This window comes from Agrobacterium burrii (genome assembly GCF_017313405.1).
In the GTDB taxonomy this organism is placed as follows: Bacteria; Pseudomonadota; Alphaproteobacteria; order Rhizobiales; family Rhizobiaceae; genus Agrobacterium; species Agrobacterium burrii.
Map to the genome: position 1 here is coordinate 181,432 of NZ_JAFLNA010000003.1, position 13,278 is coordinate 194,709.

The 13,278-nt window shown below is 60.5% G+C and carries 15 protein-coding genes; 2 read left to right on the forward strand and 13 right to left on the reverse strand.

Going from position 1 to position 13,278, the window contains the following annotated elements:
• Positions 1 to 22 precede the first annotated feature (22 nt).
• The 10 genes from dps to JZX89_RS07595 form a co-directional block, all read right to left on the reverse strand.
• Complete coding sequence (gene dps, locus JZX89_RS07550) at positions 23 to 511, reverse strand: DNA starvation/stationary phase protection protein Dps (RefSeq protein WP_149899845.1); 489 nt, start codon at positions 509 to 511, stop codon at positions 23 to 25.
• A gap of 122 nt (positions 512 to 633) precedes the next feature.
• Positions 634 to 1,392 (reverse strand): iron ABC transporter ATP-binding protein, encoded by a 759-nt coding sequence (locus JZX89_RS07555; RefSeq protein WP_207133703.1) that lies wholly within the window; start codon positions 1,390 to 1,392, stop codon positions 634 to 636.
• The gene (locus JZX89_RS07560; RefSeq protein WP_207133704.1) at positions 1,389 to 2,357 is read right to left on the reverse strand and encodes an iron chelate uptake ABC transporter family permease subunit; all 969 of its coding nucleotides are present in this window, start codon (positions 2,355 to 2,357) and stop codon (positions 1,389 to 1,391) included. The genes JZX89_RS07555 and JZX89_RS07560 overlap by 4 nt, the downstream gene beginning before the upstream one ends.
• Positions 2,350 to 3,315, reverse strand: coding sequence for an ABC transporter permease (locus JZX89_RS07565; RefSeq protein ID WP_149899848.1), 966 nt, complete (start codon positions 3,313 to 3,315; stop codon positions 2,350 to 2,352). The genes JZX89_RS07560 and JZX89_RS07565 overlap by 8 nt, the downstream gene beginning before the upstream one ends.
• 76 nt (positions 3,316 to 3,391) lie before the next feature.
• Positions 3,392 to 4,327, reverse strand: coding sequence for an ABC transporter substrate-binding protein (locus tag JZX89_RS07570; protein WP_174373211.1), 936 nt, complete (start codon positions 4,325 to 4,327; stop codon positions 3,392 to 3,394).
• Positions 4,328 to 4,589: 262 nt separating this feature from the next.
• A complete protein-coding gene (locus tag JZX89_RS07575; protein ID WP_174373212.1) occupies positions 4,590 to 4,850 on the reverse strand; it encodes a hypothetical protein in 261 nt (86 codons plus the stop codon).
• A gap of 130 nt (positions 4,851 to 4,980) precedes the next feature.
• Positions 4,981 to 6,498, reverse strand: coding sequence for a tripartite tricarboxylate transporter permease (locus JZX89_RS07580; RefSeq protein ID WP_149899850.1), 1,518 nt, complete (start codon positions 6,496 to 6,498; stop codon positions 4,981 to 4,983).
• 106 nt (positions 6,499 to 6,604) lie between these two features.
• Positions 6,605 to 7,099 (reverse strand): tripartite tricarboxylate transporter TctB family protein, encoded by a 495-nt coding sequence (locus JZX89_RS07585; protein WP_153516468.1) that lies wholly within the window; start codon positions 7,097 to 7,099, stop codon positions 6,605 to 6,607.
• Positions 7,096 to 8,040 (reverse strand): Bug family tripartite tricarboxylate transporter substrate binding protein, encoded by a 945-nt coding sequence (locus JZX89_RS07590; protein WP_149899852.1) that lies wholly within the window; start codon positions 8,038 to 8,040, stop codon positions 7,096 to 7,098. The genes JZX89_RS07585 and JZX89_RS07590 overlap by 4 nt, the downstream gene beginning before the upstream one ends.
• Positions 8,041 to 8,484: 444 nt before the next feature.
• Positions 8,485 to 9,552: an ABC transporter substrate-binding protein gene (locus JZX89_RS07595; RefSeq protein WP_246670627.1), complete on the reverse strand. Its 1,068-nt coding sequence runs from the start codon at positions 9,550 to 9,552 to the stop codon at positions 8,485 to 8,487.
• Between the two features lie 81 nt (positions 9,553 to 9,633).
• Here JZX89_RS07595 and JZX89_RS07600 point away from each other — a divergent pair, with 81 nt between their 5' ends.
• Positions 9,634 to 10,314 carry a response regulator gene (locus JZX89_RS07600; protein ID WP_046801523.1) on the forward strand — a complete coding sequence of 227 codons (681 nt, stop codon included), beginning with the start codon at positions 9,634 to 9,636 and terminating at the stop codon, positions 10,312 to 10,314.
• The gene (locus JZX89_RS07605; protein WP_207133705.1) at positions 10,311 to 11,705 is read left to right on the forward strand and encodes a sensor histidine kinase; all 1,395 of its coding nucleotides are present in this window, start codon (positions 10,311 to 10,313) and stop codon (positions 11,703 to 11,705) included. Before JZX89_RS07600 ends, JZX89_RS07605 begins: the two co-directional genes overlap by 4 nt.
• Positions 11,706 to 11,717: 12 nt before the next feature.
• Here JZX89_RS07605 and JZX89_RS07610 read toward each other — a convergent pair whose 3' ends face one another.
• The 3 genes from JZX89_RS07610 to purU are packed head-to-tail and all read right to left on the reverse strand — an operon-like array spanning position 11,718 to position 13,254.
• Complete coding sequence (locus JZX89_RS07610) at positions 11,718 to 12,023, reverse strand: addiction module antidote protein (RefSeq protein ID WP_149899855.1); 306 nt, start codon at positions 12,021 to 12,023, stop codon at positions 11,718 to 11,720.
• A 4-nt stretch (positions 12,024 to 12,027) separates the two neighbouring features.
• Positions 12,028 to 12,324 (reverse strand): type II toxin-antitoxin system RelE/ParE family toxin, encoded by a 297-nt coding sequence (locus JZX89_RS07615; protein ID WP_149899856.1) that lies wholly within the window; start codon positions 12,322 to 12,324, stop codon positions 12,028 to 12,030.
• 45 nt (positions 12,325 to 12,369) lie between these two features.
• The gene (gene purU / locus JZX89_RS07620) at positions 12,370 to 13,254 is read right to left on the reverse strand and encodes a formyltetrahydrofolate deformylase (protein WP_149899857.1); all 885 of its coding nucleotides are present in this window, start codon (positions 13,252 to 13,254) and stop codon (positions 12,370 to 12,372) included.
• Between the last annotated feature and the right edge of the window lie 24 nt (positions 13,255 to 13,278).

Genomic DNA, 13,278 nt, shown 5'->3' on the forward strand with positions numbered 1-13,278 from the left:
GCCCATTGGAAACCGTCGCGGCTCAGCTTTTTTCCTGCACATGCGCTTCGAGGAACCACAACGATTTGTCGAGATCGCGTGAGGCGGCGGTGAAGATGTCCGCGGTTGTAGGATCGCCGGCTTCATCGGAATCGTCGATCGCCTTGCGGATCATGTTCGCGACTTCGCCATAACGGGCAATCAATTCGTCGAGATGGTCGTGGATTTTATAGATATCGGTCGGATAGGCCTTGAGCTTCGTCGTCGAAGAGACGGCTTGCAGGCTGCCGAGCGCCGTGCCGCCAAGCTGCACGACGCGTTCGGCAATCGTGTCACCGTGATTGTCGAGCTGGGTGCGGAACGTGTCGAGAAGCTCGTGGACGGCGATGAATTGCGGGCCTTTCAGGTTCCAGTGCGCCTGCTTGGTGACAAGCGCAAGGTCGATCACCGAGGCCAGCGATTCATTCAGAATGCCGATCACTGTCGATTTCGCGTTGGAAGGCAGATCGTTCTTCGTCTTGTGCGTCTTCATCGATGTCTCCTGAAGTTGCGGACGGAATGCCGCTTTGGAAAAGTCTGTCGATTAACGTCCGGGCCTGTGGCCCTGTTCCATGTTAAGCACTGCGGCGGCAAAAATCCTGCGCAATCATCATGTCATTCGTAAAACAGGCAGATGCGCCGGCCGTCTATGTTCTCGACGCGGATCGGCATGTCGTAGATATCCCCAAGAATCTCCGGCCGGATGATTTCTTCCGCCGGTCCCTGATGGCAGATACGGCCCTCGCGCATGGCGATGATGGTGTCGGAATACCAGGAGGCGAAGTTGATGTCGTGCAGCACCAGAACCACGGTCTTCTTCAATTCGTCGGCTGCCTTGCGCATGATCTTCATCATGCTGGAGGCGTGTTTCATGTCGAGATTGTTGAGCGGCTCGTCAAGCAGCACATAATCCGTATCCTGACACAGAACCATGGCTACTAAGGCGCGCTGGCGCTGACCGCCGGAAAGCTCATCCAGAAAGCGGCCGGCCAGCGGTTCGAGATTGAGATATTCCAGCGCCCGGTCGATATGGACCTTGTCCTCTATGGTCGGGCGGCCCTTGGAATAGGGGTAACGGCCGAAACCGACGAGATCGTGCACCGTCAGGCGCGAGGAGATGTGGTTGTCTTGCCGCAGGATCGAGAGGCGTTTTGCCAGCGTATCGGATGGGGTTTTGGTCACATCCAAACCGTCCACCGTCACGGTTCCTGCGTCCATGGACATCAGCCGCGCGACGATGGAAAGCAGCGTGGATTTTCCCGCCCCGTTTGGCCCGATGATCGAGGTGACGCCGCCTGTCGGGATGGAGACGGACACGCCGTCGACGACGAGCGTGTCGCCATAAGATTTGCTGATCTGACTGGCGATGATCATCGCGCACCCCGCTTCAAAATAAGACCGATAAAGACGATACCGCCCAGAAATTCGATGATGATGGAAAGCGCCGTATCGAAGGCGAAGACCCGCTCCAGCACGACCTGGCCGCCGACGAGGCAGATGATGGCGATGAGGATCGCCGCCGGCAGCACATAGGCATGTTTGCTGTTGCCGGTGAGATAATGGGCAAGGGCGGCGACCAGCAACCCGAAGAACATGACCGGGCCGACGAGCGCGGTTGAGACGGCGACGAGCACGGAGACCAGCACGAGGATGACCGTGACCGTGCGCTTATAGTCGACGCCGAGGCTGATGGCTGTTGCCCGGCCGAGCGACAGGACGTCGAGCGTGTGCATGAGACGCAGCCCGATGATGGTCACGACGCCGATGATGATTGCCGAGATCGTCAGAAGCGTGGGGTCGATGGAGTTGAAGCTGGCGAAGAGCACGTCCTGCAGCACCGTATATTCGTTCGGATCGAGCACGCGCTGCATGAAGCCCGAGAGGCTGCGGAAAAAGACGCCGAAGACGATGCCGACCAGCACGAGAAGATGCAGGCTGCGTTCTGCGCCAACGAAAAGCCAGCGGTAGAGCAGGGCGGAAAAGGTGACGAGCAGCGCGGTTTCAACAATGAACTTCAGCTGCGGATCGATCATGACAACGGTTGCCGAGCCGAAGACGAAGATCAGCCCGGTCTGCATCAGCACATAAAGCGAATCGAAACCCATCACCGAAGGGGTGAGGATGCGATTGTTGGTGACCGTCTGGAACAGCACGGTGGAGACGGCAATGGCATAGGCCACCAGCAAGAGGGACAGCAATTTGATGCCGCGGAACGGCAGCACGAAACTCCAGCTTCCTTTCGCGCCGAGCGTCATGAATGCGGCCATGGCGATGAGCGCGACTGCCGCAAGCAAGAGCAGAACGGTTTTTGCGCGCCGGTCGGGATGTCTCTCACGCATGGTGGCGTTTCCGCAGCAGGAGATAGAGGAACAGCCCGCTGCCGATGACGCCGACCACGGTTCCGATCGGTACTTCGTATGGCGCGCGCACGGTCCGGCCGATGATGTCGCAGGTGAGAACGAAGACCGCGCCAAGCGTTGCCACCCACGGTACCGAGCGGCGCATATTGTCGCCGATCATCAGGCTGACGACATTCGGCACGATCAGTCCTAGAAAGGGGATCATGCCGACGGTGACGACGACGACGGCGCTGACGAGCGAAACGATGGTGAGGCCGAGCGCCATCACGCGGCGGTAATTCAGGCCGAGATTGGTAGTAAAGCCGCGCCCCATGCCGGCCACGGTGAAACGGTCGGCGGCGAGATAGGCGGCGATGGCGAAGATGAAACCGACCCACAGCAATTCATAGCGGCCGCGCAACACGCCGGAAAAATCGCCCGTCATCCACGCGCCGAGCGATTGCAGGAGATCGAAACGATAGGCGAAGAATGTGGTGATGGCGGAAATGACGCCGCCGAGCATGATGCCGATCAGCGGCACCAGCAGCACGTCGCGCAGCGGCACCTGTCTGAGGATACGCAGGAACAGTGCAGTGCCGGCGAGCGCGAAAACGGCTGCCACCAGCATCTTGCCGAAGATCGGCGTTTCGGGTGCAAGCAGGGTGACGACCAGAAGGCCGAGGCCGGCGGATTCGGTCGTGCCGGCCGTCGAAGGTTCCACGAAGCGGTTGCGCACCAGCATCTGCATGATGAGACCGGCAATCGCCATCGAGCTTCCGGCCAATATGAGCGCCAGCGTGCGCGGAATACGGCTGACGAGCAGCACGCGCAATGAGTCCGTGCTCGTTTCCGGCGCAAAGAGCGTGGCGAGCGAAACGTCGCTCACGCCGACGAACAGGCTGACGATGGCGAGCGTCAAGGCCAGAATAAGGGCTGATATCAGTGAAAGGGACTTCACGTTGGCAGTTTCCGGAAAAGGCGAAAGCTCCCGGCGGCCTCAAGCCATCGGGAGCTCTGATGATATTCGGCAGGGGTTACTTCTTCTCGGAGACGGCCTTGTAGACCTGATCGAGCAGGGTATTGAGCGCCGTATAACCGCTGCTGACGATATAGGCCGCCTGCGGATCGAGATAGACGATCTGCTTTTTCTTCCAGGCGTTGGTCTGGTGGATCAGCTCGTTATCCAGCACCTGTGCGGCGGCCTTGCCGGGGTCCGTGGCGCGGCCGACGCCGGCATCACGGTCGATCACGAACAGCCATTCGGGATTGACCTCGGCCAGATATTCGAAGGATACGACGTCTCCGCGGTCGAAGCGGTCATCGATGTCGGCGGCGACCGGCTTGAAGCCGATTTCGGTGTGCAGCCAGCCGGTGCGCGAGCTTGGGCCATACACGCCGACCTTGCCGGCATTGGTCAGGAGGATCATCGCCGTGCCGGAATTTGGGGCGATTTCTTTCAGCCTGGCGACTTTTTCGTCGAGGGCGGCGTCGAGCTTCTTCGCTTCTTCCTGCTTGCCGAAGATATCGCCGAGCTTGGTGATATTGCCTTTGACGCTGTTGATGAATTCCTTGGAATCGATCGACATGTCGATGGCGGGCGTGATCTTCGCGACATCGGGATATTTCGCCCGCGAACGGCCGCCGACGATGACGAGATCGGCTTCAGCCGCATTGATTGCCTCGTAATCGGGCTCAAACAGCGTGCCGACCTTCAGATATTTGCCGTCGGCATATTTCTGCAGATAGGCCGGCAGGTTGGAGCCGACGACACCGGCGGGTTCGACACCCAGCGCATCGAGATTGTCGAGCGAGGGAATATCCAGAACCAGAACCTTCTTCGGCGCGGCTTTCAGGACGGTCTCGCCCTGTGCGTGCTTGATCGTCATTTCCTGCGCGCCCGCAGTCATCGCGCCAAGGCTGAAGGCCGCTGCCGCCAGCAGCCGAACGGGGAAGGTGAAGTTGATGGCCACGAATATGTCCCTTGCAATATGGTTCCGGACCGGCGGAAAGCTTTCCGTCGGCTTAACTTGATGTTCGCTATCAGCTTTATTGGCAAGGTCGGCGGAAATCAAAAATATGTTTTAGAACGGTTCTGAATTGCGGTGAGCGGGAAATGTGTGAGCGGGAGAGCATGGCTTACAATCTCTCCGGACGTCACCCTCGTGACAAGCCCGAGGATTACGGAAGCACCGTTTTCACTCGCGTCGCTAACCCGGCCTGTGTCCGCACGCCTCAATCCGGTGGCCAGTCACCAACAATTTCGCGCCTCTCTAGCTTCAGCGACCGGTCCGGCTGCACGCGATAGGTTTCCACGGCAAACCGTCCGTCGTCCATGACGAATTCGTTGCTGAGGGTGCTGCCGATGGGGGATTTGGTCAGTTTGGTGCGGGGCTGTCCGCCATAGGTGATGCTGCCGGGAATGGGTTCTACGTCGGGGGCGGCGGTGGAGCAGCCGGCAAGGGCCAGAACCATCATGATCGCGATCGTGCGCATGTTTTTCTCCCAGGTTTGGATAGCGATCATATCACGGCCGCGACTGTGTCAAACACCCCCGTGGCCGTGAATAAAAAAAGCCCCGTATCCGAAGATACGGGGCCAGTTGCCTTGGGAGGCTCTTGGTTTCTCAGTCCTCGTTGGCGGCAAGCTGCGACAGCACCTCGCCACGGCCGCGGATGCGCATGATCAGCGGGATGATGAAGGCGGCTGCCGCGACAGCGAACAGGCCGACGGCGATGGGTGAGGTGAGCAGCACCGTCGGGTCGCCCTGACCGATGGCGAGTGCGCGGCGAAGCTGCTGTTCGGCAAGCGGGCCGAGGATCAGGCCGACGACAGCAGGGGCAATCGGATAACCGAAGATGCGCATGACGTAGCCGAGGATGCCGAAAGCGAGCAGCATGCCGAGTTCGAAAACCGACGGGTTGGCGCCGATGGTGCCGAGCGTGGCAAACAGCAGGATGCCGGCATAAAGCCAGGGCTTCGGAATGGTCAGCAGCTTCACCCACAGGCCAACGAGCGGCAGGTTGAGCACCAGCAGCATCAGATTGGCGATGAACAGGCTGGCGATCAGGCCCCAGACGAGCTGCGGATTGGTGGCGAACAGCAGCGGGCCGGGCTGCAGGCCGAACTGCTGGAAACCGGCAAGCATGATGGCGGCGGTTGCCGTCGTCGGCAGGCCGAGCGTCAAGAGCGGCACGAGTGTACCGGCAGCGGACGCATTGTTGGCGGCTTCCGGGCCGGCAACACCTTCAATGGCGCCGTTGCCAAATTCTTCCGGATATTTGGTCAGCTTCTTTTCGGTGGCGTAGGAGAGGAAGGTACCGATTTCAGCGCCGCCGGCAGGCATCGCGCCGATGGGGAAGCCGATCAACGTGCCGCGCAGCCAGGGTTTCCACGAGCGCGCCCAGTCCTGTGCACTCATCCAGACCGAACCCTTGACCGCCTCGACCTTTTCGTCGCCGCTATTGCCCTGTGCGACGATGAACAGCGTTTCGCCGATGGCGAACATGGCCACCGCAAGCGTCGTGACTTCCACGCCGTCGAGCAGGTCTGGAATGCCGAAGCTCATGCGGGTCTGGCCGGTCAGCTGGTCGATGCCGACGATGGCAAGCGCAAAACCGATGAACAGCGATGTGAGGCCACGCAGCGCCGAATCCCCGAAAGCGGAAGACACGGTAACGAAGGCGAGCACCATCAACGCGAAATATTCGCGCGGGCCGAAGACCAGCGCCAGCTTGACGATGTAGGGTGCAACGAAGGCAAGCGCGATGGTGGCGATGAGGCCGGCTACGAAGGAGCCGATGGCGGCGGTGGCCAATGCCGGGCCGCCACGGCCCGCACGGGCCATCTTGTTGCCTTCGAGTGCTGTCACGATCGAGGCGCTTTCGCCCGGCGTGTTGAGCAGGATCGAGGTGGTCGATCCGCCATACATGCCGCCATAATAGATGCCGGCGAACATGATGAGTGAACCGGCCGGATCAAGCCGGTAGGTGACGGGCAGAAGCAGCGCGACCGTCAAAGCCGGCCCGATGCCGGGCAGAACGCCGACGGCGGTGCCGAGCGTGACGCCGATCAGCGCATAGAGCAGGTTCATGGGTTGGGCGGCAACCTCAAGACCGTGCAGAAGGAATTCAAAGGTACTCATGGACAGATGTCCCCCAAGTCGAGCAGAAGGGCGGGCGGAATGGCTGGCTTTCGCGTCATCGCGTGCCGGCGGTTTCCTGTGATCCCGAATTTGGCTGGAATGGCTGTTAGAAGAACAGCCGTTCCAGAGGCCCGGCGGGCAGCGAAAGCTGCAACAACCGCGCAAAAACGACCCAGATGGCAAAACTCAGCACGATACCGACCGGGATCGAGAACCAGAGCTTGCGTTTGCCGAAGGCGCGCGCCGTGAAGGCAAACAGCAGACCCGTGGCAATGGAGAAGCCGGCTACATTAAGCAGCAGCATCTGCGCGGCGAGACCGGCAATGACCCAGACGACTGGAGCGATTTCCTGCCTGTCCCGTTCGGGAAAATCACCGCGCCAGGCCTCGATGGCTGTCCAGAGCGCCAGGCCGACAAGACAGAAGCCGATGGCGTAAGGCACGGTTGCCGGACCAACCGGCGAATAACCGGTGACGCTGGCAAGACGGGCGCTGTCCCAGAAGATCACGCAGGCGATGAGGACGAGGAAGACGGCGATCGCCAGCGCCGCCCAATCAGGGCGGCGCTTTTGATGTTGTGAAGGGTTGGAACCCTGGCTCATTTTACCAGTCCGATGTCTTTGAGGATCGTTTCGGTGGCGGCGGTGTCCTTGGCAAGCTGTGCCTTGAACTCGTCGCCGGAAAGGTAGGTGTCCATCCAGCTCTTGGTCTTCAGGGTTTCCTGCCACTTGGCGGATTTCGCCAGCTTCTCGATATCGGCGCTGACGGCCTTTTCCTGTTCCGGCGTCAGGCCGGGAGCAGCGGCGATCATGCGCCAGTTCTGGACGACGACATCAAGGCCGCTTTCCTTCAGCGTCGGTGCGTCAACGCCTTCCAGCTTCTCTTCGCTGGAAACAGCGAGCAGACGCAGCGTGCCCGCCTTGACCTGGCTTTCGAATTCGCCGTAGCTCGAAATACCGGCTGTGACCTGCGAGCCGAGGATCGAGGCAAGCGCTTCGCCGCCGCCGGAATAAGCGATGTAGTTGATCTTGGTCGGATCGACGCCGGCTGCTTTGGCAATGAGGCCAACGGCGATATGGTCGGTGCCGCCGGCAGAGCCGCCGCCCCAGGACACGCTGCCCGGGTCTTTCTTCAGCTGGTCAACGAGGTCGCCGATGGTCTTCAGCGGCGAAGAAGCCGGAACGACGATGGCTTCATATTCGCCGGTCAGACGGGCGATCGGCGTCACTTCATTGAGGGTGACGGGCGCCTTGTTGGTGAGGATCGCGCCGACCATCACGTAACCGCCGACGATGAGGGCGTTCGGGTTGCCCTTCTGCTGGCTGGCGAACTGCGCAAGACCGATGGTGCCGCCGGCGCCCGGTACGTTCTGCACCTGAACGCTCTTGGAAATGCCTTCTTCCTGCAGCACGGTCTGCAGGGAACGCGCGGTCTGGTCCCAGCCGCCGCCGGGGTTAGCCGGGGCAATGATGGTGTAGTCCGCTGCAACCGCCGGAAGCGCGATCACGCCTGCCAGAAATGTGCCGATAAGAAAATGTTTCACTTAGAAAACCCTCCTCAGGATGCCCTTTTGGGCGTCGTTTTTCGTTTATGCGGAAGGGGAATCAAGGCGCATCCGTGCCGGCGCTGAGAACTCAGCGTGGGCCATGGCAATCCTAAAGATTTCCTCCCGCATCTTCTTCCGCCTCCACGGAATGAAGAAGAATTGCAGAGCACCATAAAAAGCTGTCATCTAACTGACGCTACGCAAGTCCTTGCGCATTTACTCTCTATTAATTTCTGCCGGACGTCCACAGAGGTGTGTGGTGCGAGTTTGCTTTGTACTTTGGACGCTCACTCCACCCTCATTCCTGTGCTTGTCACAGGAATCCAGCCGGCGCGCGTCTGCGTGACGGAAGGACTCCTCTCAGCCCAAGGACTTGGGCTGGCTGGATCCCTGTGACAAGCACAGGGATGAGGAGAACTCCAGCACGCGGCATTCTCAACCCTACTGCGAGCGCAGCGCCTCGTTCCAGCGTTCGATCAGGCGGCTGCGCTTGACCTGGTCCAGGTAGACCATCAGGCCGGGACTGACGGGGACGGGGCGCAATTGCGCGCCGTGGATGGCCTGCATGGTGTTGGCGGTGTTTTCGCCAGCCACTTCCGGGCTGACGGCCGGAATCTGCAATTGCCGGGCCATGATCGTCTGGCCTTCCTTGGACATGAAGAATTCGAGATACCGGCGGCCGAGTTCGGGATTGGCGGCGGCTTCCGGCACCAGCCCGATGCGCGACATGACGACGGTATAATCCTTGGGCAGCACGATGCCGACATCGGGATGGCGCGAGGCCCAGTCCGCGGCGTAGGAGCCGAGAATATTATAACCCAGCACGAAGCGCCCGTCCGAGACGCGCTCCAGAATGGCCGAGGAGGTGGAATAGACCTTCACGCCCGCCGCCCCCATGGCCTTGATGACGCTCCAAATATCGCCGAACTGCTCCTGATCCCTTGACATGAACAGGAAGCCGACGCCGGAGCGCTCAATATCATAGGTGGCGATGCGGCCATGCACCTCTTTTGCGTGGCGTTCGAGATAATTCACGAATTCGGCGCGGGTGGAGGGTGGTTTTTCGGTGGTGAAACTCGGCTTGTGATAGACGAAGACCGCTGGCTCGAAGGTCAGCGCATAGGCGGTGTTGCGCCAGTTGGCCCAGGCGGGCCAGCGGGCGCTCATGGCGAGATCCGAGCGTTGTGCATAACCGTCATTGCTCAGTTTTACCTGCAGATCCATGGCGGAGGAAAAGGCGAAATCGGCGGTCTCTTTGCCCGCATCGGTTTCCTTGACGATGCGGTCGTAGATTTCGCCCGTCAGCATATCCTCGTAATGGACGGCGATATCGGGGTTGGCCTTCTGGAAACCCTCGATCATCGGCGTTGCCAAAGGTTCATCCAGAGAGGAATAAACCACCAGCGTTTGCGCATCCGCCTTGCCTGATGGGGCCGGAAATACGGCAACCTGCGCAAGCGCGGGCGAGGCCATGCAAAGACAGAGGCAAAGAAGAAGACAGATACGCATGGAAAAGATCATGCCGCAGGTGCTTGCCATTCACAAGCGGTAAGGGCTTGGTTAAACTCGGCAATGCTGCAGGAGGAAGATTTGCGTATTTTGCTGGTCGAGGACAATCAGGTGCTGTCGGAAGGGTTGTCAGCACTGCTGCGCGGCAGCGGCTATGCGGTGGACGTGGTTTCCGATGGTGCTTCCGCCGATGCGGCGATTGCGGCGGAAAATTTCGATCTGGTCATTCTCGATCTCAACCTGCCGGAAATGGACGGCATCGAGGTGCTGCGCTCCATGCGTTCGCGCCAGGACAAGGCGGCGGTGCTGATCCTGACCGCACGCGGCACGCCGGAAGAAAAGGTCAAGGGGCTCGATCTCGGCGCCGACGATTACATGATCAAGCCGTTCGACATTACCGAATTCGAGGCAAGGGTGCGGGTGCTGCTGCGCCGCAATGCCGGCCTGCGCTCCTCCGCGCTGAGTTTCGGCAAGGTGCTGTTCGACCTTACATCGCGCACCTTTTCGGCCGATGGTCGCCCGCTCGATATTCCGGCACGCGAGGTGGCGCTGCTGGAAGTGCTGTTCATGCGGGCAGGCAAGGTGGTCGCCAAGGAGGCGATCGTGCAGTCGCTGACCGGCTTCGATGACGATATTTCCGCCAATGCCATCGAGCAATATGTCAGCCGCCTGCGCAAGCGGCTTGCTCCCCACGGGCTGACGGTGAAGACGGCGCGCGGCATCGGTTATTATCTGGAAAAGTTGCCGGAGATGGCTGAATGAGACAGGCCGCCTATTCGCTCAGGCGGCGACTTTTAGGCTGGCTTCTCATTTCCACCGCCATCATCGGCTGCATTGCGCTCACCGATACCTGGCGCGAGGCGGTCAACACCGCCAATGTCGTCTCCGACCGGGTGCTGTCCGGTTCGGCGCTCGCCATCGCTGAGCGGGTGGTGGTGGCCGAAGATGGTTCGCTGGAAGTGGACATTCCCTATGTGGCGCTGGAAATGCTGACATCGGCGGCACAGGACCGGGTGTTTTACCGGGTCGACGGGCCGAACGGGCAATTCCTCACCGGTTACCAGAACCTGCCGACGGTGGAAAACCCGGCCGGCGATACGCCCGCCTACAGGGACGCCGTGTTCCGCGATGAGCCGATCCGCATCGCCGCCATCCGCCGTTTCGCCTCCACCGGCATCAATTCCGTGCCCTTTTCCGTCACGGTCGCCGAAACCACGATTGCCCGCAGCCAGCTGGCGCAAGCGATCATCCTGCGTTCGGCGCTGCGCCTGCTTTTGATGATCGTGGGGGCGGCGATCATCGTCTGGATCGCGGTGACGATTTCTCTCAGGCCGCTTTACCGGCTCAGCGAAGCCATTGCCGAGCGCAGCCCCAACGACCTGCACCCCATCCGCCAATCCGTGCCGGTGGAGGTGGAAAATCTGGTGGAGACTGTCAATTCCTTCATGGTGCGGCTGCAATCGGCGCTGGATGCGCTCCGGCATTTCACCGGCAATGCCAGCCACCAGCTGCGCACGCCGCTTGCCATCATCAGCACCCAGCTGGCGCTTTCCGCCCGCGCGGGAAGTCTTGAGGAAGCCCAGGCGGCGGCGCTGAAGGGCGGCGCGTCAGTGGCGCATGCCGAACATATCCTTGCCCAGCTTCTGCGCATGGCCAATATCGACGCCGCCGGCTCCAGCGAAAAACACGATTTTTCCGCGATAGACCTCGTGGCCGTTGCGCAGAACGTAACCGCCGATTTCGTGCCGCGCGCGGCCGACGCCGGTATCGATCTCGGTTTCGAAGGCGAGGGTGAGGCGTTCATTCGCGCCGAGCCGCTCCTCATCGGTGAGCTGATCGGCAATCTCGTCGGCAATGCCCTCAACTATGCCGGCCGCGGCGCGGAAGTCACCGTCCGTGTCGGCAAGCAGGCGGGCGTTGTCTGGCTGGAAGTGGAAGATAACGGCCCCGGCATTCCACCGGAAAAACGCGCGATAGTGCGCCAGCGCTTCGCCCGCGGCGAAGCCAACGCCGCCCCCGGCGCGGGCCTCGGCCTTGCGATCATAGAGGAGATCGCCGGGCTGTTCGGCGGGCGGTTGATGCTGGAGGATGGTGCGGACGGGCGCGGGCTGAGGGCGCGGGTGGTGTTTGGTGTAACGGAGAAGGCATCGTAGGGTGCGGGCTTGTCAGGCGGCTGTATCCGCGGATGATTTCGCTACCAGGGAAAGTCTGTAGCCTAAGGCATCGGCCACCTTGGCAATCGTTGCCAGTTCAGGATTTCCTTCACCGCTGAGCGCCTTGTACAAAGTCTGACGGGGAAGGCCGGTCTGTCTCGAAAGATCAGTCATGCCCTTGGCCCGCGCCACGACGCCGAGAGCGTGGGCAAGCTCCTGTGCGTCGCCGCTCTCAGTGGCGTCTGCTATGTAAGCGGCAAGTGCTTCGTCACTATCAAGATAGCGGGCAGCATCGTAATCGCGTGTCACAAGTGGCATGGTCTCATTCCTTGAGCGCTCTGGCCAGTTTCTTGGCTTTGGCAATGTCGCGGGACTGGGATGCCTTGTCGCCACCGCACAGCAATATGATCACGACATCGCCGTTCCGGATGAAATAGACCCGATATCCGGGTCCAAGATCGATCCTGAGCTCACTGACGCCTTCGCCGACCGGCTTTACGTCTCCGGGATTGCCATCTGCCAGCCTGTAAATGCGCCGTGCAATGCGGGCGCGCGCCTGCAGATCGCGAAGGCCCGCCAGCCAATCGGCAAACTCGCTTGTTTCCCGGATCGTGAGCATGGCCAAATGTAAACTATGGTTGTCACTCCGTCAATGACGGACGCATCAACCCATCCGCTCGGAAGCATAACTTCCCGGGCTTGGCGGGAAGACCACGGTGCGGTTGCCGTTGATGAAGGTGCGGTGGTGGATATGGGCGTGGATGGCGCGGGCGAGCACCTGGCTTTCCACATCGCGGCCGAGCGAGACATAGTCTTCGGCCGATTGCGCGTGGGTGACGCGCACGGTGTCCTGCTCGATGATCGGGCCTTCGTCGAGATCGGCGGTCACGTAATGGGCCGTTGCGCCGATCAGCTTCACGCCGCGCTCATAGGCCTGCTTGTAAGGGTTTGCGCCCTTGAAGGAGGGGAGGAAGGAGTGGTGGATGTTGATGATTTTACCCGACATCTTGCGGCATAGGTCATCGGAGAGAACCTGCATGTAACGGGCGAGCACGACGAGTTCCGTGCCGCTGGTCTCGACCAGGTCCATAAGCTGGGCTTCGGCCTTCGGTTTGTTTTCCTTCGTAACCTTGATGTGGTGGAAGGGAATGTCGTGGTTGACCACCACTTTCTGATAATCGAAATGGTTGGAGACGACGCCGACAATGTCGATGGGCAGCGCGCCGATCTTCCAGCGGTAGAGAAGGTCGTTGAGGCAATGGCCGAAACGCGACACCATCAGCATCGCCTTCATGCGCTGGCCATCGGGATAGATATCCGACGCCATGCCGAATTTTTTCGCAACCGGCTGAAAGCCTTCGGTGATGGCCTCAAGAGACGCGCCTTCCTCCGAAATGAAGGAGACGCGCATGAAGAATTTGCCGGTTTCCAAATCGTCGAACTGCGAACTGTCGACGATGTTGCAGCCTTTTTCCGCCAGATAACCGGAAATCGCGGCGACGATGCCGCGGGTTGATTTGCAGGCTACGGTCAGAACATAGGATGTCATGCGTTTTCCCTCAAAGACATCGCG